Source organism: Aquicoccus porphyridii (assembly GCF_008369105.1).
Taxonomy (GTDB): Bacteria; Pseudomonadota; Alphaproteobacteria; order Rhodobacterales; family Rhodobacteraceae; genus Aquicoccus; species Aquicoccus porphyridii.
This window is the reverse complement of record NZ_VINQ01000010.1, coordinates 68297-94033: the sequence shown is the minus strand read 5'-3', so window position 1 is coordinate 94033 and position 25737 is coordinate 68297. Positions and strand designations below refer to the sequence as shown.

Annotated in this window: 24 protein-coding genes; 11 read left to right on the top strand and 13 right to left on the bottom strand. The window is 61.0% G+C overall.

All coding sequences use genetic code 11. From position 1 onward, the window contains the following. Positions 1-113: 113 nt before the first annotated feature. A complete protein-coding gene (locus FLO80_RS13510) occupies positions 114-1214 on the bottom strand; it encodes an ABC transporter ATP-binding protein (RefSeq protein WP_111368732.1) in 1101 nt (366 codons plus the stop codon). Positions 1215-1475: 261 nt separating this feature from the next. Here FLO80_RS13510 and FLO80_RS13505 point away from each other — a divergent pair, with 261 nt between their 5' ends. Together FLO80_RS13505 and argE are read left to right on the top strand one after the other, a co-directional pair. Beyond that, a complete protein-coding gene (locus tag FLO80_RS13505; RefSeq protein WP_246156682.1) occupies positions 1476-2660 on the top strand; it encodes a M24 family metallopeptidase in 1185 nt (394 codons plus the stop codon). Continuing rightward, positions 2657-3817 carry an acetylornithine deacetylase gene (argE, locus tag FLO80_RS13500; RefSeq protein ID WP_111368731.1) on the top strand — a complete coding sequence of 387 codons (1161 nt, stop codon included), beginning with the start codon at positions 2657-2659 and terminating at the stop codon, positions 3815-3817. Before FLO80_RS13505 ends, argE begins: the two co-directional genes overlap by 4 nt. Here argE and FLO80_RS13495 read toward each other — a convergent pair. The 3 genes from FLO80_RS13495 to FLO80_RS13485 all read right to left on the bottom strand — a co-directional run bounded on the left by FLO80_RS13495 (position 3814) and on the right by FLO80_RS13485 (position 7651). Beyond that, on the bottom strand, positions 3814-5370 hold the full coding sequence (locus FLO80_RS13495) for a class I adenylate-forming enzyme family protein (protein WP_111368730.1): 1557 nt from the start codon (positions 5368-5370) through the stop codon (positions 3814-3816). The two genes, argE and FLO80_RS13495, sit on opposite strands and share 4 nt — an antisense overlap. Positions 5371-5452: 82 nt before the next feature. Further along, positions 5453-6850: an aspartate aminotransferase family protein gene (locus FLO80_RS13490; protein ID WP_111368729.1), complete on the bottom strand. Its 1398-nt coding sequence runs from the start codon at positions 6848-6850 to the stop codon at positions 5453-5455. A gap of 75 nt (positions 6851-6925) precedes the next feature. Then, positions 6926-7651: a GntR family transcriptional regulator gene (locus FLO80_RS13485; protein WP_111368784.1), complete on the bottom strand. Its 726-nt coding sequence runs from the start codon at positions 7649-7651 to the stop codon at positions 6926-6928. Between the two features lie 144 nt (positions 7652-7795). Between FLO80_RS13485 and FLO80_RS13480 the strand changes: the two genes are divergently transcribed. Genes FLO80_RS13480 through FLO80_RS13460 form a run of 5 tightly spaced genes read left to right on the top strand, consistent with a single transcriptional unit; the run spans position 7796 to position 13108 of the window. Further along, the gene (locus FLO80_RS13480; RefSeq protein ID WP_111368728.1) at positions 7796-8881 is read left to right on the top strand and encodes a polyamine ABC transporter substrate-binding protein; all 1086 of its coding nucleotides are present in this window, start codon (positions 7796-7798) and stop codon (positions 8879-8881) included. A 58-nt stretch (positions 8882-8939) separates the two neighbouring features. Then, positions 8940-10064, top strand: a complete 1125-nt coding sequence (locus tag FLO80_RS13475) for an ABC transporter ATP-binding protein (RefSeq protein WP_111368727.1) — start codon at positions 8940-8942, stop codon at positions 10062-10064. Position 10065: 1 nt separating this feature from the next. Beyond that, complete coding sequence (locus FLO80_RS13470) at positions 10066-10956, top strand: ABC transporter permease subunit (RefSeq protein ID WP_111368726.1); 891 nt, start codon at positions 10066-10068, stop codon at positions 10954-10956. After that, a complete protein-coding gene (locus FLO80_RS13465; protein WP_111368725.1) occupies positions 10953-11768 on the top strand; it encodes an ABC transporter permease in 816 nt (271 codons plus the stop codon). Before FLO80_RS13470 ends, FLO80_RS13465 begins: the two co-directional genes overlap by 4 nt. 2 nt (positions 11769-11770) lie before the next feature. Continuing rightward, positions 11771-13108, top strand: a complete 1338-nt coding sequence (locus tag FLO80_RS13460) for an NAD(P)/FAD-dependent oxidoreductase (protein WP_111368724.1) — start codon at positions 11771-11773, stop codon at positions 13106-13108. On the opposite strand, the gene FLO80_RS13455 is transcribed toward FLO80_RS13460, so the two are convergent. Continuing rightward, positions 13105-14457, bottom strand: a complete 1353-nt coding sequence (locus FLO80_RS13455; protein WP_111368723.1) for an aminotransferase class III-fold pyridoxal phosphate-dependent enzyme — start codon at positions 14455-14457, stop codon at positions 13105-13107. The two genes, FLO80_RS13460 and FLO80_RS13455, sit on opposite strands and share 4 nt — an antisense overlap. 97 nt (positions 14458-14554) lie before the next feature. Beyond that, entirely contained in the window at positions 14555-15295 is a 741-nt protein-coding gene (locus tag FLO80_RS13450; protein WP_111368722.1) for a glutamine amidotransferase, read from the bottom strand. A gap of 250 nt (positions 15296-15545) precedes the next feature. Here FLO80_RS13450 and FLO80_RS13445 point away from each other — a divergent pair, with 250 nt between their 5' ends. Beyond that, the gene (locus FLO80_RS13445) at positions 15546-16733 is read left to right on the top strand and encodes a 3-deoxy-D-manno-octulosonic acid transferase (protein ID WP_111368721.1); all 1188 of its coding nucleotides are present in this window, start codon (positions 15546-15548) and stop codon (positions 16731-16733) included. After that, positions 16733-17770, top strand: a complete 1038-nt coding sequence (gene lpxK, locus FLO80_RS13440) for a tetraacyldisaccharide 4'-kinase (protein ID WP_111368720.1) — start codon at positions 16733-16735, stop codon at positions 17768-17770. Before FLO80_RS13445 ends, lpxK begins: the two co-directional genes overlap by 1 nt. 134 nt (positions 17771-17904) lie before the next feature. Here lpxK and FLO80_RS13435 read toward each other — a convergent pair whose 3' ends face one another. Genes FLO80_RS13435 through FLO80_RS13425 form a run of 3 tightly spaced genes read right to left on the bottom strand, consistent with a single transcriptional unit; the run spans position 17905 to position 20152 of the window. Then, positions 17905-19020, bottom strand: coding sequence for a CaiB/BaiF CoA transferase family protein (locus tag FLO80_RS13435; RefSeq protein ID WP_111368719.1), 1116 nt, complete (start codon positions 19018-19020; stop codon positions 17905-17907). Beyond that, positions 19017-19625 carry a DsbA family protein gene (locus FLO80_RS13430; protein WP_111368718.1) on the bottom strand — a complete coding sequence of 203 codons (609 nt, stop codon included), beginning with the start codon at positions 19623-19625 and terminating at the stop codon, positions 19017-19019. The genes FLO80_RS13435 and FLO80_RS13430 overlap by 4 nt, the downstream gene beginning before the upstream one ends. Next, a complete protein-coding gene (locus tag FLO80_RS13425) occupies positions 19622-20152 on the bottom strand; it encodes a DUF721 domain-containing protein (protein ID WP_111368717.1) in 531 nt (176 codons plus the stop codon). The genes FLO80_RS13430 and FLO80_RS13425 overlap by 4 nt, the downstream gene beginning before the upstream one ends. An 81-nt stretch (positions 20153-20233) precedes the next feature. Here FLO80_RS13425 and FLO80_RS13420 point away from each other — a divergent pair, with 81 nt between their 5' ends. After that, on the top strand, positions 20234-21286 hold the full coding sequence (locus FLO80_RS13420; RefSeq protein WP_111368716.1) for an A/G-specific adenine glycosylase: 1053 nt from the start codon (positions 20234-20236) through the stop codon (positions 21284-21286). A gap of 18 nt (positions 21287-21304) precedes the next feature. After that, positions 21305-22438, top strand: a complete 1134-nt coding sequence (locus FLO80_RS13415) for an alkane 1-monooxygenase (protein ID WP_111368715.1) — start codon at positions 21305-21307, stop codon at positions 22436-22438. A 114-nt stretch (positions 22439-22552) separates the two neighbouring features. Here FLO80_RS13415 and FLO80_RS13410 read toward each other — a convergent pair whose 3' ends face one another. The 4 genes from FLO80_RS13410 to FLO80_RS13395 form a co-directional block, all read right to left on the bottom strand. Next, on the bottom strand, positions 22553-23719 hold the full coding sequence (locus tag FLO80_RS13410) for a nucleotide sugar dehydrogenase (protein WP_111368781.1): 1167 nt from the start codon (positions 23717-23719) through the stop codon (positions 22553-22555). Positions 23720-23868: 149 nt separating this feature from the next. Next, positions 23869-24294: a DUF4376 domain-containing protein gene (locus FLO80_RS13405; RefSeq protein ID WP_111368714.1), complete on the bottom strand. Its 426-nt coding sequence runs from the start codon at positions 24292-24294 to the stop codon at positions 23869-23871. Then, positions 24291-24611, bottom strand: a complete 321-nt coding sequence (locus FLO80_RS13400) for a hypothetical protein (protein WP_111368713.1) — start codon at positions 24609-24611, stop codon at positions 24291-24293. The genes FLO80_RS13405 and FLO80_RS13400 overlap by 4 nt, the downstream gene beginning before the upstream one ends. Positions 24612-24624: 13 nt before the next feature. After that, positions 24625-25710, bottom strand: coding sequence for a DUF2793 domain-containing protein (locus tag FLO80_RS13395; RefSeq protein ID WP_111368712.1), 1086 nt, complete (start codon positions 25708-25710; stop codon positions 24625-24627). Between the last annotated feature and the right edge of the window lie 27 nt (positions 25711-25737).

Genomic DNA, 25737 nt, shown 5'->3' with positions numbered 1-25737 from the left:
GCATTTCTCCCTAGTTGACCCGTTTCGTTTTTCCAGGACCCCGTTCCGGGTTCAACGGATTGGCCCATACTGTTGCCCCGGGCTTTGGACGACCCGGAACTGTCACGTTATCGTCAGGCGTCAAGCGCCCGGCAATCCTCGGGCAGCCAGCCGATTTCTATATGCTCACCGGGCTGTAGCCGTTTCTGATCGGGCGCATTCCGGGTCTTGACAACGAACTCGTCATTCCCGGCGACCCGCAGCCGCGTGCGGAAGATATCGCCCATGTAGATAAACTCAAGAACTTCGGCCTTGAGCGTGTGGGCCCCTTCCTGAAGGCGGGCCTTGTTGAATTCCACCCGCTCGGGACGAATGGAAACGCGCGTGCGTTCGCCCGCCTTGCTCACATTGACAGGATTGCAGTCGATCACTTCGCCTTCGTCAAGCTGAACCAGCGCGACACCGTTCTTGATCTCTTTGACAACACCTTCCAGCGTATTGTTTTCACCGATGAACTGGGCCACGAAGCTGTTCATCGGCTCCTCGTAAAGCTTGTCCGGCGTGTCAAGCTGCTGGATGACGCCGTCGTCGAAAACCGCCACCCTGTCGGACATGGTTAGTGCCTCGGTCTGATCGTGCGTCACATAGACCACGGTAATTCCGAGACTATGGGCCAGGTGGGTGATCTCGAACTGCATTTTCTCGCGCAATTGCTTGTCAAGCGCGCCCAGGGGCTCATCCATCAGGACAAGCTCCGGCTCGAACACCAGCGCGCGGGCCAAGGCGACCCGTTGCTGCTGACCGCCGGAAAGCTGTGCTGGCCGCCGCTTTCCGAAACTGCCCATCTCGACCATCTCAAGGGCGCGCTTGACCTTGGCCTCGCGGTCGGATTTGCCGATACTGCGCACCTCAAGAGGGAAAGACAGGTTCTCCTCGATCGTCATGTGCGGGAACAGCGCATAATTCTGAAAAACCATGCCGATCCCGCGCTTGTGCGGTGGAATGTTGTTGATGGATTTGCCACCCAACCTGATATCGCCATGCGTTGCCGTCTCGAACCCGGCCAGCATCATGAGGCACGTGGTCTTGCCCGATCCCGAAGGCCCGAGCATCGTGAGAAATTCACCCCTGGGCATGGTTAGATTGAGGTCTTTGACGACGAGCGTTTCGCCATCGTAACTTTTCTGCACGCGATCAAATTCAACGAACGCATCCGAAGTCTGCGAAGCTGCCAATTTCGGCTCCCTGTTGTTTTTCCGGCTCTTGCCGTTTGTTGACTCGTATGTAAAGCGGGTCACACACGCGTTTGCAACTGCTTTGCGAATTTTTACGGCGATTCGTGCCTTCTTGCTTAAAAACGGGCGCTTTTTCCGGCCCTTGTGCGAAGATTGGTGTCGGGTTGCCCGCGTCGGCGCAAGCGCCCGGCTGGTCGTAATTGAAAGGGCCAAAACACGTTCTCCGTGTTTAATGCGCCCATGCAAATGAAGGAGATGGTCATGACAAGGAACGCGACCGCGTTTTCCGAAACGGAATACCTACGCCGGTTGAACAAGACACGCGCGGCCATGTCCGAACAGGGCATTGACGTCCTGTTTGTCGAAGATCCCTCTAACATGGCGTGGCTGACAGGCTATGACGGCTGGTCCTTCTATGTGCATCAGGGTGTCATCCTGACTCACGAGGGCGAACCGCTCTGGTGGGGCAGAAACATGGATGCCAACGGCGCGCGCCGCACGGCCTGGCTCTCGAATGACAGCCTGCGGCCCTATGGCGATGAATACGTGCAATCGACCACGCATCACCCGATGCAACACCTCGCCGCCCTGCTCGCCGAACTGGGTTATGAAACCGCCCGCATCGGCGTTGAGATGGAAAACTATTACTTCTCGGCCAAGGCTTATACGACCCTTGTGGAATGCCTGCCAAAGGCGCAAATCGTCGATGCGACGGCGCTTGTGAACTGGCAGCGAGCGGTCAAATCCGACGAGGAGCTCGGCTTCATGCGCCGCGCTGCACGCATCGCGGAAAAGATGATCGACGGTGCGATCGAACGCGCCGAACCCGGGTTGCGCAAGAACGAACTGGTGGCGGAAATCTATGGCGATGCACTGCGAGGCGTGGGCGACGATTGGGGGGATTACCCGGCCATCGTTCCGATGTGTCCGTCGGGTGCCGATGCGTCGGCTCCGCATCTGACATGGGACGGCAACACGCTAAAAACCGGGGAATGCACCTTTTTCGAGCTGGCCGGCGTTTACCGCCGGTATCATACGCCGTTCTGCCGGACCATCTTCCTCGGCACACCGCCGGATGACATGAAACGCGCCGAGGCGGCGCTGGTCGAGGGCTTGGAGGCCGGTCTTGAAGTCGCGCGCGCAGGCAACCGTGCACGTGATATAGCGAATGCTCTGGCAGGACCACTGGAGCGCGCGGGAATCGAACGCGGCGCGCGTTGCGGCTATCCCATCGGTCTGTCCTATCCGCCGGACTGGGGCGAACGCACCATTTCGCTCCGCGCCGCGGATGAAACCGTGCTTGAACCGGGCATGACCTTTCACTTCATGCCGGGGATCTGGGCGCCGACCTGGGGCCTTGAAATCACGGAGTCGATCCTGATCCGCGAGAGCGGCCCAGCCGAAGCCTTCTGCGACCGCCCCCGTCAGATGTTCGTGAAGCCATGACAAATCTTGCTCGTACCAAGGACATATTACGCGACCTCATTTCCTTTCCGACCGTGTCCACCGACAGCAATCTGGACATGATCCAGCATATGGGTGCGCTCTTGTATGATATCGGCGCGAGCGTTGATATCTATGCCGACGACACCGGGACCAAGGCGAACCTGTTCGCCACGATCGGGCCGGACAGAGATGGCGGAATCCTTCTGTCAGGTCATTCGGACGTCGTGCCCGTGGCCGATCAGGATTGGCGATCCGATCCGTTCCAGCTTTACGAGGCGGATGGCAAACTGTTTGGGCGCGGCACCTGCGACATGAAGGGTTTCATCGCCGCAACGCTTGCCATGGCGCCGGAATTTGCGCGCCTCAACCTGTCTCGTCCGATCCATTTCGCCTTTACCCATGACGAGGAAACAGGGTGTATCGGTGCGCAGTCACTGGTTACGGAACTCAAGGCGCGCGGGATCAAGCCCGGGATTGCGATTATCGGCGAACCGACAATGATGAAGATCATCGAGGGCCACAAGGGATGCTGTGAATACACCACCCGCTTCACCGGGCTCGAAGGTCACGGATCGGCCCCGGATCGTGGCGTGAATGCCGCGGAATACGCGGTGCGCTATGTCTCCCGCTTGTTGGAAATCCGAGAAGAGCTGAAACACCGCGCACCGGGTAGCAGCCGCTTTGACCCGCCATGGACCACGCTCAATATCGGGCGCGTCACGGGCGGGGTTGCGCATAACGTGATCGTCGGCAAATCCGAGGTGGAATGGGAGTTTCGACCGGTTCAATCCGACGACTACAGTTATGTAACATCCGAAATCGCGCGCTATGCCGAGAACGTGCTGTTGCCAGCCATGCGCGCCGTGTGTCCCGATGCGTCGATCGAAACCGAAACCATCGGCGAGGTGACGGGGCTGGACCCCATGCCCGAGAACGAAGCGCGTGATCTTGTTGCCGGGTTGACCGGTGAGAATGACGCCGATGTCGTGGCTTTCGGAACGGAAGCAGGGATTTTCCAGTCAATGGGCCTGTCGGTGGTGGTCTGTGGCCCGGGTTCGATCGAGCAAGCCCACAAACCCGATGAGTTCATTTCGCTCGATCAGCTTTCCGCCTGTCTCGGCATGCTCAAAGGGTTGGGCCGCAAAGCTGCGGCCTAACCGAGGAATTCCTTGCGCAGATCGCGTTTGAGGATCTTTCCGATCTCGCTACGCGGAAGTGTTTCGCGCACGCACACGTCATATAGCCTTTGGCTCTTGCCGAGCCTCGCATTTGCCGCGTCAAGGATATCCTGCGGGGATCTGGTCGCGTTTTCGCGCAGAACGACGAAACCCACCGGCGTTTCACCCCACTGCTCCGAAGGGACGCCGACCACGGCGGCATCGGTAACGTCCGCATCGCCCAACAGAACTAGTTCCAGATCATTGGCATAGATGTTCAACCCACCGGAAATGATCATGTCCTTCTTTCGATCGCTGAGCACCAGAAACCCGTCGTCATCAAACGATCCCATATCGCCCGAGCGGAAGAACACGTTGCCCTTCCCGTCGCGCCAGATCGTGTCTTCGGTCAGATCATCGCGCCCGAAATACCCCGCCATCATCGCGCCCGAACGGCCACAAATCTCGCCGATCTCGCCGGGGGCGACCTCGTTTCCATCCTCGTCGACAAGACGGAATTCGACGCCCGGCCCGGGTTGACCCACGGTATGGAGCTTGTCGGGGTACTCATGCGCGGCCAGAACGCTGGTTCCGCCACCCTCGGTCAGGCCGTAATACTCGGTCAGGCCACCGGGAAAACGCGCCAGCACGTCGCGCTTGATATCCGAGCGCAACGGGGCCGAGGTGGAAAACTTGGCCTGCATGGAAGACAGGTCAAAATTGCCGAAATCGGGATGCTCCATGATCCGCTTGTATTGAACCGGCACAAGCATCGTATGCGTGATCTTCTCGCGCTCGACAGTTTCGAGATAGCGCAAGACGTCGAACTTGCGCATCAGATGCACGCAAGACCCACCCGCCAGCGTGGGCAGGAACGCCACGATTGTCGTATTGGAATAAAGCGGCGTCGAAAGCAGCGTCCGCGCATTGTCCACATAGCCGGCGGATTCGATCCGCTCCATCTGGACTGCACGCATATAGTGATTGTGAAGAATGCCCTTGGGCGTGCCCGTGGTGCCGGATGAGTAAATCAGGTTGAACGCGTCCTTCATGCCGATGGATACCATCGGATCGGACGTTGTGCCTTGGTCGCGAAACTCCGTGTATCGGGTCCAGCCGTCTTCGTGGAAATCCAACGCAATCCGGATTGCATTCAGTTCAGGCAGAAATGGCTGTGCCAATGTCTGATATTGATTCGACAGGAAAAAAACATTGGGCGTGCAATCCGCGATCATCTTTTCCAGTGCTTCGGATGACGCCATCGTGGACAGCGGCACCAAGCAGGCCCCGGCCCGGATCGTTCCAAGGAAGATTTCGGCGAAAGCAGCCGAGTTTTCCGACAGGATCGCGACCCGATCGCCCTTTTCGACACCGAGTGCGCGCAATTGGTTGGCGACCTGATTGATGCGGCGATCAAGCTCGCGCCATGTCAGGCGCGTTTCGCCCTCGACCAACGCCTCCCTGTCCGCGTTACGCGATGCCGCGTCGCGGATCATGTCCACGACGGTTTTCGTGGGCTTGATCTCGGGCGTACCCGGTTCAAACTCGATCATCTATTCCCTCCCGCGCCTGCGCGAGAGGGATGCTCAAATCATTCCAGCCGCATTGGCAAGCGGAACGCTACGTTCCAAAGGCTCAGCTTGCCGCCACCATGAGCCCATCTTTCGTGGCTTGGGCCAGACATTCGTCGAGGGCGCGTGATGCCCGTTCGATCAAAGCGTCTATTTCGCTCTTGCTGATAACCAGCGGTGGGGAAATGATCATCCGGTCACCAACATGGCGCATAACCAGATTGTTGGCAAAGCACCGCTCGCGACAGATCAGGCCGATCGTTCCCGGATCTGACGCGAATCTTGCGCGCGACGCCTTGTCCGGCGTCAGGGCGATCGACCCCATCATGCCGACGATCCGGGCTTCGCCCACGAGCGGGTGATCGGCCAGGGCCTCCCATTTTTGCTTGAGATAAGGGGCGGTTTCGGCCCCACAGGTTTCGACGATCTTCTCTTCGTCGAGTATCCGCAGATTTTCCAGCGCGACCGCCGCGGCGACAGGATGACCCGAATAAGTATAGCCGTGATTGAACTCACATGCGCCGATCACCTCGGCCACTTCGTCGCAAACGATCGAGCCGCCAATCGGCGCGTATCCCGATGACAGGCCCTTTGCGATGGTCATGATATGCGGGCGGATGCCCATCGTCTGGCTGCCGAACCATTGTCCGGTGCGGCCAAAACCGCAAATGACCTCGTCGGCAATCAACAGGATTTCGTATTTGTCACAGATGCGCTGAATCTCGGGCCAATAGGTCTCGGGCGGCACGATCACGCCGCCGGCCCCCTGGACCGGCTCGGCGATGAAGGCCGCAACCTTGTCTTCGCCGAGTTCAAGAATCGCCTCTTCGAGCGCACGAGCGCGGGCCAGACCGAATTCTTCCGGGCTCATGTCACCGCCTTCGGCCCACCAGTTGGGCTGGTCGATATGGTGGATACCGGGGATCGGCAGGCCGCCCTGCGCATGCATGGGCGTCATCCCGCCAAGCGACGCCCCGCCCATGGTCGAACCATGATACGCGTTCTTGCGGCTGATGATGATCTGCTTTTCGGGCTTTCCTTTCTGGGCCCAGTAAGTGCGCACCATGCGCATATTGGTATCGTTGGCTTCGGACCCTGATCCGGCAAAGAACACATGGTTCAGATCGCCGGGCGCCAGCTCGGCCAGGCGGTTGGCAAGGGCAATCGCGGGAACATGTGTCGTTTGAAAGAAGGTATTGTAGTAGGGAAGCTCTCGCATCTGTCGGGCCGCAACCTCGGCCAGCTCTTCGCGCCCGTAGCCGATATTGACGCACCACAGGCCCGCCATCGCATCAAGGATTTCGTTGCCTTCACTATCCGTCAGCGTCACGCCATTGGCCCGGGTGATCACGCGGACACCCTTTTCGGCAAGTTCGTTGCCCGCGGTAAACGGGTGCATGTGATGCGCAGCATCCAGCGCTTGAAGTTCTTTCGTCGGCATGTGGTTTGAGATCTGGATCATCGGAAGGCCTCGTGAATGGAGAATACAACATGGACCGGACCATGCCCGGTGAGCTGCAGTCAGAATATGATCAAATTACGGGGTGTCAATCGAATCGTATGGCAACGGATCTGATTCGGCGATCGCTTGACGGACCTGCTCCATACCCTGAATCACGTCTCCGCGCATTGCTTCTGCGGCGGCAAGCGCATCTCTTGCCCTCAGTGCCTCCAACGCCTCTTTGTGTCGGTCCGGCAGATTCTGCGTACCCAGCCGACCACAGACCACCCGCAGGGACGGCCCATAACGCAACCAAAGCCCATCAGCCAAAGAGGACAGGATCGGGGCGTCTGCCAGGGCGTATAATGTCTTGTGAAAACGATAATTTTCTTCGAGATAGGCGCGCAGATTTCCGTTCAGGATAGCCTGATCAAGGCGCATGTCGATCCGGGCGAGATCTTCAACGTCCGCCGCCGATCCACGCTGTGCCGCGCGCAGCACCAGCTCGGTTTCGATTGCCTGGCGGGCGTATATAATTTCATCAATATTTCCGACACTTAAGTTCGGAACACTGACTCGCCTGTTGCCACTTGAAACCAATGCCCCTTCTGCGATCAACCGGCGGATCGCCTCTCGCACAGGTGTCATGCCGGCATTGAGCATAGCGGTCAGACCCTGGATCGTGACCGGCTGTCCCGGTGCAAGCTCTCCGAACAGAATCGTCTCGCGCAACTGCCTGTAAACCAGCTCATGCGCCGGAAGTGGCGGCGGCATGCGCTCCGTCGCTGAACTTTTCCCAGATTGATCCGCCAAGTTTTTCATCATCGGTGAGGGGGCACTTTCGTCATGGAGCCGATTTCGACAAGGTTACAGGTAGCAAAACGAAATTGCCATGTTGCATGATGGGAAAAAAGTTGATCAAATCTTGCAGCAAGAGGCATATGACCTCAACCAAGGGAGACTGAAATGAAAAACCATCTGCTCACCGCCGCCGCTTCGCTGGCTCTTCTCGCGGGTATGGCCACCGCGGAAGAAGTGCGAGTCTACAACTGGTCAGATTACATTGACGAGGATCTGCTCACCAAGTTTCAGGAAGAGACCGGGATCAACCTGATCTATGACGTCTTTGACAGCAACGAGGTTCTGGAGACCAAGATGCTTGCTGGTGGATCGGGTTATGACGTCGTGGTGCCGTCCGGAACCTTCCTTCAACGCCAGATCACGGCGGGCGCTTTCCAGAAACTCGACATGTCCAAACTGCCCAATATCGAAAACATGTGGGACGTGGTCGAAAAGCGGACCGAGCAATATGACCCGGATAACGCCTATTCGATCAACTACATGTGGGGCACGACCGGGCTCGGTGTGAATGTTGGCAAGGTCAAGGAGGTTCTCGGCGACGACGCTCCGCTCAACTCGCTCTCACTTGTCTTCGATCCCGCGAACATGGAAAAGCTGGCCGAATGTGGCGTGCATTTCCTCGACGCGCCCGCCGAGATGATCCCGGCGGCGTTGAAGTACATCGGGGAAGACCCCAACAGCCATGACCCGGATGTGATTGCCAAGGCCGAGGGCGTGTTCGCACCGGTGCGGCCCTACATCCAGAAATTCCACAGCTCGGAATACATCAACGCGCTGGCCAACGGAAACATCTGTGTGGCGGTCGGCTGGTCGGGGGATATCCTCCAGGCGCGTGATCGTGCGGACGAGGCCGGCAATGACGTCGAGATCGTTTATAACGCACCAGTTGAAGGGGCCCAGATGTGGTTTGACCAGATGGCCATTCCCGTGGATGCGCCCAATCCGGACGGGGCGCACAAGTTCCTGAACTTCATCATGGATGCCGAGAACATGGCGGCCGCGTCGAACTATGTCTACTATGCCAACGGCAACAAGGCATCGCAGGAATATCTCCTGGAGGATGTGATTGGTGATCCAGCGATCTATCCCGACGAGGCAACTCTCGAAAACCTGTTCACGACGACACCCTATGACGCACGGGTGCAACGGGTCGTGACGCGCCTCTGGACCAAGATCAAGTCCGGCACCTGATCAACCAGATCAGGCCCGCACCATTGCCGGTGCGGGCCTTTTTTCAAAGGAGTGGCCGATGGCGCAGACCGTGTTCGAGCCTTGGGAAGACCCCGATCAGAAACCGCTCATCCAGTTTCGCAATGTGACCAAGCGCTTTGGGGCTTTCACCGCGATCGACAATCTGTCTCTTGATATATTCGAGCGCGAATTCTTTGCCCTCCTGGGCCCGTCCGGCTGTGGCAAGACGACGATGATGCGGATGCTTGCAGGGTTCGAGGCCGTGAGCGAAGGGGCAATCTACCTGTCCGGTCAAGACATCGGTCCGGTGCCGCCCAACAAGCGCGCTGTGAACATGATGTTCCAGTCTTACGCGCTTTTTCCGCACCTTTCGATCTGGGACAACATTGCCTTTGGCCTGAAGCGCGACCGACTGCCCAAGAACGCGATCGGGGACCGCGTGTCCGAGATGCTCAAGCTGACCCGGCTGGAAAAGTTCGCCCACCGCAAACCGCACCAGATTTCCGGTGGTCAGCGCCAGCGCGTTGCGCTTGCCCGGTCGTTGGCCAAGGCGCCCAAGCTGCTCTTGCTCGATGAACCCCTCGGGGCACTCGACAAGAAACTGCGGCAGGACACGCAGTTCGAGTTGATGGACATCCAGGAAAAGACCGGCACGACCTTCGTGATCGTGACCCACGACCAGGAAGAGGCGATGACCGTGGCAAGCCGCGTCGCGGTGATGGACGAAGGCCGCCTGATTCAGGTCGATACCCCCGCGCGGATCTATGAAACGCCGACTTCCGTCTATGTTGCCGACTTCATCGGCGACGTGAACATCATCGAGGGTCACGGCACGAAATCCGGTGACGGCTATGACGTCACATTTGCCGAAGGCCAGCCGGTGCTGCATGCGAAAACATCAAGGGATCTCGGTTCTGCCGGGAAATGCTATCTCGCCATTCGCCCCGAGAAGGTCTCGATTTCGGCCGAGAAACCCGAGGGCAAGACAAATCTCGTCAAAGGGGCGATCCTCGACATTGCCTATCTGGGCAATCTTTCGACCTATCACGTGAAACTTGCCTCGGGCCAGATCATCAAGGCGCAGACGGCCAACACCCGCCGCATCGCACGCCGGGACCTGACCTGGGAGGATGAGGTCTGGCTCAGTTGGACCGAAACCGCCGCCGTTGTTCTGGAGTCCTGAGATGCGGCGGCTGGTTCTCATCGCGGTTCCCTATCTCTGGCTGCTGGCGCTGTTCCTGATCCCGTTTCTGATCGTTCTGAAAATCTCGCTTTCGGACACGGCACTTGCGATCCCCCCCTATACGCCGACGCTCGACCTCGGTGCCGGATGGGCCGGGGTGAAAGCGTTTTTCACAGGGCTGGATTTTGAAAATTTCTGGTTTCTGACCACGGACGAGCTCTACTGGAAAGCCTATCTTTCGAGCCTGCAGATCGCCTTGTTGTCAACCATCATGACGCTGATGGTCGGCTATCCCATTGCCTATGGCATGGCGCAGGCACGCGACGAATGGCGCCCAACGCTGATGTTGTTGGTCATCCTGCCATTCTGGACCAGCTTTCTGATCCGCGTTTATGCGTGGATGGGCATCCTGAGTCGTGAGGGTCTGCTCAACCAGTTCCTGCTCTGGACCGGTGTGACCAACGAACCGCTGACAATCCTCAATACCGACACGGCGGTCTATATCGGGATTGTCTATACCTATCTGCCGTTCATGGTTCTGCCGATCTATGCCGCGCTTGAAAAGCTTGACGAGTCGCTACTCGAAGCGGCCGAGGATCTGGGCTGTTCGCGCGCGTCGGCCTTCTGGCTCGTGACCGTGCCACTTTCCAAAAGCGGAATCATCGCCGGGTGCTTTCTCGTCTTCATCCCTGCCTTGGGCGAATTCGTCATCCCGTCGCTTCTTGGCGGATCTCAGACGCTGATGATCGGCAAGGTGCTGTGGGAGGAGTTCTTCAACAATCGCGACTGGCCGGTTGCATCGGCTGTGGCGGTCATCCTGCTGTTGATCCTGATCATCCCGATCATCCTGTTCCAGCGCAATGAGCAAAAGCAACGGGAGGCAGAGGGATGAGGCGGTTCACCTGGTTCAACGCGACATCGCTGACCTTGGGCTTTGCGTTCCTTTACATCCCGATGATCATCCTGATCATCTACAGCTTCAACGCGTCCAAGCTCGTCACGGTCTGGGCCGGGTTCAGCACCAGGTGGTATGGCGAGCTTTTGCAGAACGAGGCGTTTCTGAGCGCGGCCTGGGTCACGATCAAGGTGGCGGTGGCGTCGTCAACCATCGCCACGGTGCTGGGAACGATGGCCGCCTATATCCTGATCCGGGGCGGCCGGTTCTGGGGGCGGACGCTGTTTTCGGGGATGATCTATGCACCACTGGTCATGCCCGAGGTGATTACCGGTCTTTCCCTATTGCTGCTGTTCATCGGAATCGGGCTTGACCGGGGCATCCTCACGATCGTTCTGGCGCACACGACCTTTTCGATGTGCTTCGTCTCGGTCGTCGTATCCTCAAGGTTGGTCAACTTCGATCGCTCGCTGGAAGAGGCGGCGCTCGATCTGGGGTGCTCGCCATTCGAGGCGTTTCGCCTTGTCACGCTGCCGATCATCGCCCCGGCGGTGATTTCCGGCTGGCTTCTGGCCTTCACGCTGTCGCTTGACGATCTGGTGATCGCATCCTTTACCGCCGGGCCTTCGGCCACGACCCTGCCGATCAAGATATTCTCGTCCATCCGACTCGGGGTCAGCCCCGAAATCAACGCGCTTTCGACGATTCTGATCGTGATTGTCACGATCGGGGTCATCACGGCATCGCTGGTGTCAAAACGGGCGAGTCTCAGGATGCAGGCCGAAGAGCGGGCCGCCGTGCGAAACTGAACATGAAACGCATCTTTCCGCCCTTTGCCTATTCCGATACCCGGATCGACGACTGCTACTGGGCCGAAGCCGTGCCGGAAACCATGCTGAGGCGCCCGGCACTCAAGGGCGATCTCAGGGCCGATGTTGTCATCATCGGGGCCGGGTTCACCGGGCTTGGCGCCGCCCTGTCACTGGCCGAGGTCGGGGTGCAGGTGCGGGTGCTCGACCTGCACTATCCGGGGTGGGGGGCGTCGGGCCGCAATGGCGGGTTCTGTTGCCTTGGCGGCAGCAAGCTTTCCGATGCAAAGCTCGACCGGACGTTTGGCAAACCCGCGCGGCTGGAATGGCGCGGGGCGGAACGCGCGGCGATCCACCATGTCGATACGCTGTTGCGCAAGCATGGGATCGAGGCCGACCGCCACTCGAATGGTGAGACACTTCTTGCACATCGCCCGTCACTGGCCCGGTTCGAGAACGATGTCGTGCAAATCGAAGAGAATTACGGCGTCACACCCGAGATCATCCCCGCGACAAATCTTGCGGCGCATGGATTGAATGGCGGGTTTCATGGCGGGCTATCACTGCCCATCGGCTTCGCCCTGCATCCGCGCAAATACCTCGCCGGGCTATTGCAGGCCGCAGAAACGGCCGGGGCGGTGGTTCATGGCGACAGCCCGGTTTTCCGGATCACCAGACAGGCCGACGGTTGGCGCATCGAGACGGATCAGGGGGCCATTACCTGTGACAAGGTGATCCTCGCCACCAATGGCTATTCGAGCGAAGACCTGCCCGAATGGATGGCGGCGCGCTATATGCCCGCGCAATCGAGCGTGATCGTGACCCGCCCGATGAGCGATGCGGAACTGGCCGCACAGGGCTGGACCTCGCACCAGATGGCCTTTGATACGCGCAGGTTGCTGCATTACTTCCGCCTGATGCCGGACAATCGGTTCCTGTTCGGAATGCGTGGGGGGCTGCGCGCCTCGGCAGCATCGGACGATGCGATCCGGCGGCTGATCCGGCGTGATTTCGAGACGATGTTCCCGGCATGGAAGCATGTCGAGACACCGCATTACTGGAGCGGGATGGTCTGTCTTTCCCCCTCGCTTGCACCATATTGTGGCGAAGTGCCGGAGATGCCGGGGGTTTATGCCGGTTTTGCCTATCACGGCAACGGTGTCGCCATGGGCAGCTACACCGGCGCGCGGCTTGCCGATCTGGTTCTGGAACGGACGGATGACGCCCCGATCCCGGCGGTCATGCAAAGACCGCCCGGGCGGTTTGGCCTCGGGCGGTTCAGGCGGGCGCTCATGTTCGCGGCCTATGCCGGTTTCCGGTTGCGCGACCGGTTTGCCTAGACGGTCGAGAACCCTGCATCCAGCGCGTCGAGAATCGTCTGCACCTCGCCTTCGGTGATGGTCAGGGGCGGCGACATCAGGACGTTATGCGCACCCAGCCGCACCATTGCCCCGGCCTCGTAGGTGGTCTTGTGGATGCCCTTCATGGTGGCCATGTCCATCGGGGTCTTGGCCGCCTTGTCGCTCACGATCTCGATCCCGGTCATCAGGCCGTGACCGCCGCGCACATCGCCGATGATGTCGTGCTTCTCGGCCAGTTTGAGCACCCCCTCGTAGAGCTGTTTGCCCCGCGCGGCGGCGTTGGTCTTGGTGTCGAGTCGCAGGGTCTCGGAAATGCAGGCCGTCACCGCCGCGGCCCCCACCGGGTGCGCGGAATAGGTATAGCCGTGATAGATCGCGCCTTCGCCGGTGGTGTCGCTCTCAAAGACATCCGCGACCTTCTCGCTCATCAGGGCGGCGCCCACGGGGAAATAGCCCGAGGTAATGCCCTTCGCCGTCGACATCATGTCGGGTTTCACGCCCCAATGGCGCGCGCCGGTCCAGTCTCCGGTGCGACCGAAACCGGTGATCACCTCGTCCGAGATCATCAGGATGCCGTGACGGTCACAGATGTCGCGCATCAGCGGCATGAAGGTTTCGCCGGGCACGATCACGCCGCCTGCGCCCTGAATCGGCTCCATGATGAAGGCGGCGATGGTGTTCGCGCCCTGAAAGGCGATCTCGTCTTCCATCGCCTGCGCGATGAACTGGGCCAGCTTTGCGGGGTCGGTTTCGTTGAACGGGTTGCGATAGGTATAGGGCGACGGCAGGTGATAGCAGCCGGGCAGGAGAGGTTCATAGTTGATGCGGAACCGGTTGTTGCCATTGACCGAGGCACCGCCGAAATGGGTGCCGTGATAGCCCTTTTTCAGGCTCAGGAACTTGGTGCGCGTCGGCTCTCCACGCAGACGGTGATACTGGCGGGCAAGGCGCAGCGTGGTTTCCACCGAATCCGAGCCGCCCGAGGTGAAGAAGCACCGCGCCATGCCGTCCTCGGCAAAGAAGTCACGCACGGCATAGGAGGCTTCGATCGCGGTCGGGTTGGTCGACCCTGCGAAGGCCGAATAATAGGGCAGGTCATAGAGTTGCTTGGCGATCGCCTCTTTCACCACGTCGTTGGAATAGCCAAGGTTCACACACCACAGGCCCCCCACCGCGTCGACGACGCGACGCCCGTCGATATCGGTGATATGCGATCCGTCGGCGCCCTTGATGATCGTGGGCGGATTCTCGAGGCTGTCCGCAGGATGACCCATCGGATGCCAGAGGTGGCGGGCATTGTTTTCCTTGAGAAAATTGTCGTCCTTCATTGGAATCGCTCCCTGCGGTTTAGGCGTTGAATTTGATCAAAACCTAGCATGTGCCGGAACGTAGTCCAAGCCCGCGCGCGGCCGTGTCATGTCGGTTTCAGGCACGGCTATACCGGGCGACGAAATTGCGCAGGACACGCTCGGGCGCGTGGACATCGACAGTGCGGCACATGGCGATCAGATTGTCGGCCTCTTCGGGCGGAAAGTAGCCGCGATGCCGATAGATCTTGATCCGCACCTCGAACCCGGAACTGTCGGCCTCGGGGTGGAACTGGGTGGCATAGACGTTTTCGCCGTGTCGGATCATCTGGAACGGGCAATTGGGCGAACTCACCAGGTGGGTGCATCCGGGCGGCAGATCCTGCACGGCTTCCTTGTGGCCGACGAATGCCTGAAAATGCGCGGGCATTCCGGCGCAGACCGGATCGGCGCGACCCTCGGGTGTCAGGCTGCAATCCGAGATGCCGACATCTTCGCCAAACCGCGCCTTGCTGACCTCTCCACCCAGGTGCGCGCCAAGGATTCCAATGCCATAGCAGCATCCGAGATAGGGGAAATCGCGCGCCGTGATCTCGGGCATGAGCGACATGACGGCGTATTCGATCCGCGCTTCGACCGGGGATTTCGCTTCGGGCGGGTCACTGACGCAGCCCGGGCCGCCGCCCACGATCACGCCGGAATACCCGTCGAGACCGAGCCCCGGCGGCAGTGCCTCCTGATCCAGCCGGATGCGATGCGCATCCGCTTCACCAAGCCCGCTCTTGCGCAGGATGGCCTTGAACTCATCGTCCGAAGCCTCGGTTTCGGGGCGCAATTGCAGGATCAGGAACGGCTTCATCGGGGTCTCCTTGATCCATGTGGTTTGACCTGCGGGATGGTCTGCGTCAAGGTGGCACAAGGTTGGGCCCCCGCTTGACCGCACCCGGCAAACCCCTAGTCTTATTGCGAAACCGAGCGACCGAGGCACACCGATGGTCCCCATTCCTGTATCCTTGACCGCGTGGCCAAAGTTTTCGGGTTGCCGAGCCAGAAAGGTCTGAGACGTGCCTCTGCGATCACTTGGACGTTCGTTATCCCTGGGGGCCTATATGGCCTATGCGGGGAAGGGGCAGAAAACCGACAATGCCGTTGTGCAGGACAGGCCGGACGGGCCATTGATCTGGGGCCATGCGACGTCGCCCTCTCGGGCGGCGGCATTGTTGCAGCTTGGGGCGCGGCTGCGTGCGCAACGCGCCGATTTCAACCTCTTGCTCACCACGCCGACACCTGATCCGTCACCCGATCATTTGCACCGTGGCGACATCTGGCAAGTCCTGCCAGAGGACACGACCGCGGCGACTGCACGTTTTCTCGATCATTGGCGGCCCGATATCGGGCTATGGACCGGTGGGTATTTTCGGCCCGTATTGATCGAACAGGCGAAGCGCCGCGAATTGCCGATGATCCTGATCGATGCGTGTGAAGAAGGGTTTAACGCCCCGCACCAGCGCTGGCTGCCGGAAATTCTGCGCTCCAATCTCGAATCATTCGACAGCATCTTTGCCCGGTCGGGCACGGCGGCACAGAAACTGCGTCGTCTGGGTGTGGCGGAAGAGGCCCTGACCGTGACAGGCCCTTTGCAGGAAGGCGGGAACGCCTTGCCATGCAACGAGTCGGAGCGCGAGGAAATGGCCCGCATCCTGGCCGGGCGGCCCGTATGGCTGGCCGCGATGGCGCAGCCGGAAGAGGTGCCCACGATCCTTGAGGCGCATCGGATGTCGAGCCGGATGGCGCATCGGCAACTTCTGATCCTCGTGCCGGATGACGAAACGAGGGGGCCGGAGTTCCGCACATTGCTTGACGAGCAGGGTTTTGCCCCGGCCATCCGGTCGGCGGGCGAGAAGCCCAACGAGGGCACACAGGTTCTGCTCGCAGATACGCGGGGCGAGATGGGGCTTTGGTATCGCCTCGCGCCGGTGAGCTTCATGGCCAGTTCGCTGGTTCCCGGGTTTGGCGGGCGCAATCCGTTCGAGCCTGCCGCGCTGGGTTCTGCCATTCTTTACGGGCCGAATGTGAGCCGCTATCGGGCCGCCTATACGCGCTTTACCAATGCGGGCGCGGCGATAAGTATCAAGGATTCCACGACATTGTCGGCGGCACTGCATCAGCTCGCCGCGCCGGACCGGGTGGCACAGATGGCCGCCGCAGGTTGGGAGGTCGCGTCCGAGGGGGCCGAGGCGACGGACCGGATCATTGACCTGTTGCAGGACATGCTCGACCTCATGGAGGCCGGGTGATGCGAGCGCCGGGGTTCTGGTTTCATCCGCCCGAGCGTCCGGGTTGGCAAGCGCGGGTGCTGGCGCCATTGGGCTGGCTTTACGGGCGGGCGACAGCATGGCGGCTGGGGCGGGGAAACCCGGGCGATCCGGGCCTGCCGGTGATCTGTGTCGGGAACCTCAATGCCGGGGGGACAGGCAAGACGCCGACGGTGATCGCGCTGGCCGGTAGATTGCGGGATCGCGGGCTGAAACCGCACGTTGTTTCAAAGGGTTACGGTGGCCAACTCGTGGGGCCCGTGCAGGTGGACGAGCGGGCGCATCGGGCGGATGAGACGGGGGATGAGCCGCTGCTTCTGGCGGCGTTCCTGCCAACCTGGGTCGCCAAGGACCGGGTGGCGGGGGCGCGGGCGGCGAAGGCGGCGGGGGCGGATCTGGTGATTCTCGATGATGGGTTCCAGAACCCACTGATCCGAAAGGATATTTCCCTGATCGTGGTGGATGCGGCCAAAGGGTTCGGCAACGGGCGTTGCCTGCCTGCCGGGCCGTTGCGCGAACCGGTGGCACAGGGCATGAAACGGGCCGATGCGGTGATTTCCATCGGTTCCGAGGAAAGCCAGAAGTCATTTGAAAAACAATGGCTTATGGACATTCTCCGCCCGCGGATCAAGGGGCACCTGGCGCCGTTGGAAATGGGCATGGACTGGGCCGGGCAACGCTGTCTGGCCTTCGCGGGAATCGGGCATCCGGAAAAGTTCTTTGCCACACTGCGCGGACTTGGCGCGGATGTGGTCGGCGAAGTGGCGCTCAGCGATCACCAACCGCTGACCAAGGCAATTCTCAACAGATTGGAATCGCAAGCGAAATCACTGAATGCGCAGCTTGTCACCACCGAGAAGGACGCGGTGCGGCTGGCTCCCGAAGACCGGTTCAGGGTGCTGACCTTGCCGGTTCGATTGCAGATCGAGGACTGGCAGGTGCTGGATGATCTTGTGGATCGGTTAACGCTGCGCTCCGATAGGTTAACGCAGGTCGCAACACCCGAAAACGGGGGGTGATTTGCGTATGACTCCCGGCTGCTGCCCGGCTGCCGGGTTGTGTTAACCTTTTGGTCACGAGATCGGTTAACGCCGCGTGCGGCGATGCAAATTCCGGCGTGACGGGCACAGACTTATCGCATGCCCGGAGCACCCTAACCGTTGTCCTGCCCCAGTTTCGGGCTGGGCCGATGTAGGGCCAGTTCGGCATCCGAAAACTTGAACGGCGCGCGCACACCCGGGATGCCATCAAGCTCGATCTGCATGCCGCGTGCCTGCACCTGCGGGTCGGCGAAAACCTCGGACATGTCGTTGATCGGCCCGGCGGGAATGCCCTTGTCCTCGCAGCCCCTGAGCAGGTCGGCCTTGGTCCATTTCCGGGTTTCGGCCATCAGGTTTTCGATCATCTCGAGGCGGTTCTCGACCCGGTCGGAATTGCGCAGGAATTTCGGATCTTCGGCCATCCAGCCGAGCCCGAGTAGCCCGCACAGGCGCTGATATTGCGCATCGTTGCCGGTGGCGATGATGATGTAACCGTCGGCGCAGTCGAACACCTGGTAGGGGGTGAGGTTGGGGTGATAATTGCCCGTCCGCCCCGGCGGCGTGCCGGTGGCGAGGTAATTGAGCGACTGGTTGGCCATCGCCGCGACGGCACAATCGAGCAGCGACATATCCACATGCTGCCCACGCCCGGTGGTCGCGCGCTGATGCAGCGCGGCGAGGATGCCGGAGACGGAATAAAGCCCGGTGAAGAGATCGGTGATCGCCACGCCCGCGCGCTGCGGCTGGCCGTCGGGATCGCCGGTGATCGACATGAAGCCCGACATGCCCTGGATGATATAGTCATAACCCGCACGGTGGGCATAAGGCCCGTCCTGTCCGAAACCCGTGATCGAGCAATAGATGAGGCGCGGGTTGATCTCTTTGACCGTCTCGTAATCGAGCCCGTATTTGGCGAGCCCCCCGACCTTGAAATTCTCGATCAGGATATCGGCCCCGGCGATCACCTCGCGCAGCCGGGCGAGATCGTCCTCGTTGCGGAAATCGACCGTGATGGACGCCTTGCCGCGGTTGCAGGAGTGGAAATAGGCCGCGGTGCGATCCCCATCCCGCTCGATGAAGGGCGGGCCCCACTGGCGGGTGTCGTCGCCTTGCAGTGCTTCAACCTTGATCACCTCGGCGCCGAGGTCAGAAAGCGTCTGACCGGCCCAGGGGCCGGCCAGGATACGGGCGAGTTCAACGACCTTGAGGCCGGCAAGCGGTGCGCTCATTCTTCGCCCAGCTCCTCGTCGAGGATGGTCTTGATCTCGGAATAGGCCATATTCGAATATTTCGTGCCGTTGATCACGAGGCTGGGGGTGGAATTGATATCGTCGGCCTTGCGGTTCTCCTCGAACCAGTTGACGAGCACCGTTGCCTTGTCGGCGTCCGAAAGACAGGCTTCGATCCGGTCTTCGTCAAGCCCGGCAACCTTGCCTAGGCGGCGCAGGTTGCCCGCGACCTGCACCGGATCGTTGGAATTGAGCCATTCCTTCTGTTTCTCGTAGAGCAGCCCGGTCACGCCGAAGAACCGCGATTCCTCGCAGCGGGCCAGCATCGAGGCCCAGAGGCCGATGCGGTCGAAATAGACATCGCGATAGACGAAGCGGATCTTGCCGGTGTCGATATAGTCGGCCTTGATCTCCTTGAACTGGTTCTGGTGGAAGGACGCGCAATGCGGGCAGGTGAACGAGGCATATTCGATGAGCGTCACCGCCGCGTCCTCGGGGCCCATGGTCATTTCGATAACGGCCGCGTCTTCCTCGGCGGTCTGGGCGATGGCCGGTGTCTGCCACGCGAGGATGGCGGCAAGCGTCAATGCGAGAATTCGGATCATGTGTCGGGCCCTTTCTGGCGTTTGGGTCTGGATAGAACGTTTTGCGCAAGAGCTTCAAGCGCTTGACGCAGGCTGGGGTCGGTCACGCCCTGTGCCGCCGTGGCGGCGGCGCGGGTCAGGGCGGGGTCGGCGGTGGCGGGTTTGGCGGCTTTGGGGCGGTGATCGAAGCTGACTTGCCCCTCGGCAAAACCGGTCGCGTGGGTCTGTGTCACCCGCACCCGCGCAATGGCGTTATAGCCGTAGGCGGCGTTGACCCGCTCGCGGATCTGCTCTTTCTGCATCTCGAGCAGCGGCGCCTGCGCGCCCGTGGTCAAGAGCGAGAGCGTCGCCCCGAACCCGCCACGGCCATACGACACCTCGACCGGGCGGGAGATGGCGGCGACCTCGTCCCCCGCGATTTCCGCCCAATGGGTCAGGATGCGCGACACGGCAAAGCCGCGCGATTCGCCCGCCTTGCGGATATCGCCCTGCAAGAGCGAGGACGCGCGGGTAAAGCCCTTGCCATATGGTGTCTTGCGCGGTGTGATCCTTGCCTCCCTTGGTTCCGGGCCAATTTAGTGGCAGGAGAGAGGGGCGAACAGGGGTTATCGGTGCAGGGGGGATAAAACTTGCGTGACGGGGTGGACGGCAGGGCAGGCGCGCTTCTGGCGTGGTATGATGCCCATGCGCGCGATCTGCCCTGGCGGGTGCCGCCGGGGCGCGCGGACCGGCCCGATCCCTATCGGGTCTGGCTGTCCGAGGTGATGTTGCAACAGACCACCGTTGCGGCGGTCAGGGGCTATTTCGAGCGGTTCACGACGCGCTGGCCCACGGTCGCGGCGCTGGCCGCGGCAGACGATGCCGACGTGATGGGCGAATGGGCGGGGCTGGGATATTATGCCCGCGCCCGGAACCTTTTGAAATGCGCGCGCGTGGTGGCCGGGATGGGCGGATTTCCGCAGACGCGGGCGGGATTGCAGGAGTTGCCCGGCATCGGCCCCTATACGGCGGCCGCAATCGCAGCGATCGCATTCGATGCGCCCGAGGTGGTGGTCGATGGCAATGTCGAGCGGGTCATGGCGCGGATGTTCAGGATCGAAACGCCGCTGCCCCGCGCCAAGCCCGAGATCCGCGAGAAAGCCGCATCGCTCACGCCCGATGCGCGCCCCGGGGATTATGCACAGGCGGTGATGGACTTGGGTGCGACGATCTGCACGCCGAAAAGCCCGGCCTGCGGGATCTGCCCGTGGATGGATCATTGCCGCGCGCGGGCCGCGGGCATGGCGGCGGAACTGCCGAAAAAAGAGCCTAAAAAGGCCAAACCGACCCGGTATGGCATCGCCTATGTCGGGCGGCGGGCGGATGGGGCATGGCTTCTGGAGCGGCGGCCCGAGAGGGGGCTCTTGGGCGGAATGCTGGGCTGGCCCGGCGCGGAATGGGGCGAGGTGGCGCAAGAGGCCCCGCCCGCTGCGGCGATTTGGCGCGACATCGGGGTCGAGGCACGCCACACATTCACCCATTTCCATCTCTATCTTGGTATTCGGACCGCCACATTGCCGATGGATTGCGTGCCGGAAAGGGGCGAATTCGTCTCGCGCCACGATTTTCGACCCTCCGACCTGCCCACGGTGATGCGCAAGGTGTTTGACCTTGCCCGGGATGCGTTCGAGACTGTGGAATAATCCGCCAGAGGACTTGCCATGATCACCGCCGAGACCATCGCCCGCCCAAAGCTGTTCCTGCCGTTCTGGATGACTTATCTTCTCGTGCCCGTTGCCTGGATCAGCGCGGTTTACGGCGGGTGGAGCGTGATCTTGTTGCCGCTCCTGGCGTGGTGGGTGTTCTCGGGGCTCGACGGGCTTTTGGGGCTGAACAGGGAAAACGCCGACACCGATATCGGCGAAGATGCGCTTTACTGGTATCGGATGGGCGTCATGCTCTGGGTGCCGGTGCAGTTCGTCACGCTTTACGGCATCCTGTGGTATGTCACCGCGTCGGGGCACCTGGGCTGGATCGAGCTTCTGGTGCTCTTCGCCTCGCTCGGGGTGATCAGTGGCACAGTGGGCATCGTTTACGCCCACGAGCTGCTGCACCAGCGCAACAGGCTCGAACGCTGGCTTGGCGACATCCTTTTGGCGATGGTGCTTTATTCGCATTTCCGCACCGAACACCTGTTGGTGCATCACCCCTATGTGGGCACGCCGCGCGACACGGTGACGGCGCGCTACAACGAGAATTTCCACCGCTATTTTGCCCGCGTGCTGCGCGAGGGGCTCAAATCGGCCTTTCGCGCGGAAAAGGAGAAGTTGGCGAAAAAGAACCTGCCCTGGACCGACGCGCGCAACCCGTTCTGGCGGTACTGGGCGTTGCAGGGGCTGGCGCTGGCGCTGGCGCTCTATCTCGGGGGCTGGCTCGGGCTGGTCCTGTTCCTCGTGCAGGCGCTGAGCGCCGTGTGGCAGTTGGAGCTGACCAACTATGTCGAGCATTACGGCCTGACGCGCAAACATCTGGGCGATGGCAAGTATGAGCATGTGAAACCGCATCATTCGTGGAATGCGGCGCACAAGGCGACCAACTGGCTCCTGATCAACCTGCAACGCCATTCGGATCACCATTACAAGCCCGACCGGCGCTTTCCCCTGTTGCAGAACTATTCCGAGGCACAGGCCCCGCAACTGCCCTATGGCTATCCGATCATGACGCTGTTCGCGTTGTGGCCCCGCAAGTGGCGGCAGGTGATGAACCCGCGCGTCGCGCGCTGGCGCGAGATGTATTACCCCGAGATCACCGACTGGAAACCCTATAACAAGCACCAGACCCCGATGCCGCGTTAAGGCGTTTCGGGAAATACCCGGTCACAAAGCAACGCAAATGTCCCGAGAGCGCGAAGCGCGGCAGGGTATTTGCGATCCAACCTTTTCCCGAAACAGCTATGGGGCTGTTTCGGCTCAATCCGATCCGAACAGGTCGCGGGTGAATATCTTCTCGGCGACATCCGACAGATCCGGCGTGGCGCGGTTGGCGAGGATGATGTCGGCACGGGCCTTGAAAGAGGCAAGATCGCGCGTCACTTCCGAGCCGAAAAACGTGTCCTCCTCAAGCGCCGGCTCGTAGACGATGACCGGGATGCCCTTGGCCTTGATCCGTTTCATGATCCCCTGAACCGAGCTTTGGCGGAAATTGTCCGAACCCTGCTTCATCACCAGCCGGTAAATGCCCACACAGGACGGGTTCATTTTCACGATCCGCTCGGCGATGAAATCCTTGCGGGTGCTGTTCGCATCCACGATGGCCCGGATCAGGTTTTGCGGCACGCTGGAATAATTGGCCAGCAACTGCTTGGAATCCTTGGGCAGGCAATAGCCGCCATATCCGAAAGAGGGATTGTTGTAATGGGTGCCGATCCGCGGGTCGAGCCCGACACCGTCGATGATCTGGCGCGTATTCAGCCCGAGGCTGAGCGCATAGCTGTCGAGCTCGTTGAAAAAGGCCACCCGCATCGCAAGAAAGGTATTGGCGAAAAGCTTGATCGCCTCGGCCTCCGACGGATCGGTCAGCAGCACCTGCACATCCTCGCTCAGCGCGCCCTGTCTGAGCAGATCGGCAAAGCGCCGGCCCCGCTCCGAGCGTTCGCCCACCACGATCCGGCTGGGATAGAGGTTGTCATGAAGCGCGCGCCCCTCGCGCAGGAATTCGGGGCTGAAAATGACCTGCGTCGTGCCCAGTTTCTCCGCCAGGCCGACCGTATAGCCGACCGGGACCGTTGACTTGAGAACGATCGTCGCCGTCGGATTGATCCGTGTGACGGTGCGTATCACGTCCTCGACACTTGTCGTGTCAAAGAAATTGGTTTCGGGGTCATAATTCGTGGGCGTGGCGACGATCACGAAATCGGCGTCGGCAAATGCAACATCCGGATCGGTCGTCGGCGTCAGGTCAAGCGACTCGTTGGCGAGGTAATGTTCGATCTCCGGGTCCATGATCGGGGACTGACGCGCGCTCAGCATCGCGATACGCTCTGCGTCGATGTCGAATGCGCGAACACGATTGGCGCGGGCCAGCAAGACGGCATTGGACAGGCCGACATATCCCATGCCGGCGACGGTGATCCTGATTTCGGGCATGAAAAGTGACTCTTTGACAAGGACCGGGCAGCATAAATCGCCGCCCCTGTTGTCGTCCTTTTAACGCGCGGACCGCATGCTCACAATTGAACTATCGCCCCGGGTAACGTCAAACAGCCACTTTTCCACCGGCGTCGCGGTTAACCGGCGCGCATCAACACCTCATATGCGTCGTCAAAAGCCTTCGCGACATCAACATCCAACAGGTCCCCGCCGAGGCTTTCCATGTGCGCCGCAACCCGGCGTTCGGTTGCAAAACACCGCTGGACATGATCCGCCACCGCCTGCGCAATCGTGAGGATCTGGTCCGCCGTCAATTCCACCCAACCGGTTTCAAGTTTCCAATCGACCGGCTCCGTGAGCAGACCCGCCTCGATCGACTGGACAGAGGCGGCGATCTGGGCCTGGCTCTCGCGCGAGGTATTCACCCGCATGCCACCCTCAAGGCTGATCCCACCGGTTTCCCGCTTCCATCGCAGATCCGCCAGCTTGGCGAATGTTTCCGCCCGGCGCCGGGCCTGCTTGGTCTCGGGCGTGATCAATTGGCTGAGGTCGATATTGCTCATTCGACTGGTTCCACTTCCATGACGCTATGGGCGGGCAGGTCGATCGGCCCGTCCCCGGTGACGGTGATCGGCACGGGAAACAGCGCCCCCTGCGACGCGTCGGCCCCGTGCGGCAGGATCAGGGTCAGGTGCAGATCGCCGCTCACACGCTCGATATCCGAGACCAGCCATTCACAGGCCACGGCATCACGCGGCAGGGTCGCCCCCTCGGGAATGCCCGAGAAATCGAACGCCTCGCCGTTGATGGTCAGGGTGTCGCCCGTTTTACAGAGCATCAGCCGATCATCGCGGCGCATGGGGGAAAAGGTCAGCTTCATGATGTTATCCTCCTTAGAACCAGCGGCCTGCTGCCATTGCTCGCACCGTCCGCCCGGTGATCGAGGCCGGGCCGAACACGGTGATCCGGGCGATGCTGGCCCCGGTGATACGAAACGATCCCCAATGGGTGTTGCTGTTGGCCATCGAGGTAACACTGCCTGCAATTGTCTCGACTCCACCTCCAAACGTGGCTGGAAAGCTCCATTCAAAGTCGGCACTGCGGTAGAGCGAGCCAGTCAGGGTCGTTATATCCACGCCACCGAAGTCGGGGCTGACGCAGATTTGCGTGCCGTCGGCAAAGCGAACATACTCACCGTTGGCATTCGATCCGCGCTCGATCACTGCACCGGTCGGGGTGCCACCCGCCTCACTGACCGCGCCGAGAAGATTCCCGCGACCATAGGCATAATCCGCCCGTGCCAACCGCCCCACCGTGGTGTCGGTCTCCGATTGCTGAACGGCCGCACCCGAGGCAATGCCCGTCCCGTTGTCAAAGCCGAGGGCATCCACCCACGACACCCCGTCGGGCGACACCTTGATCGACCAGTCGTTGGTGCCCGCCAGCCCCATCTCGGCATGCCCGGTCCAGTTTGACTGGAACACAAGCGATGCCGTGTCGCCCGGCGCGGCCTTGTTGACCTTCAGTTGATGCCCCGACCCATCGTGGCTGAGCAGGCTGGCATCCGAGGCCACCGCCAGCCTGTTGGTCGCATCGGCGGTCGCGTTGACGCCAAGCCGCTCCATGTTGTCGAGATGGTCGAAGATGGCCTGCCACTGCCCGTCGCGCCAGACCCGCAACTCCTGCTCGCCCACGCCCCACGCGCGCCACCCGTCCCGCGGGGTCAGGAACAGCCACTGATCGCCGCTCCAATAGGCCAGTTCATGCCCGTGCCCGGCCCAGGCCCCCGTCGGGCTGCTGCCCAGCCCGTGAATGTCGCCGGGCGTGGGCAGTTCCGGCGGCGCCGTGTCGGCAAAGCCTTGCAGGCCAAGCTGCGTCACCGCGTCCAGACGCTGAAGCGCCTCGTTATGGGTGACGTCTTTCTGGGCCTGGGACGGCTGAAGATAGGGCAGTTCAACCCGTGGCGAAGAGTGCGGCATCTGACTTTCCCGATTTCCGTGAAGCTG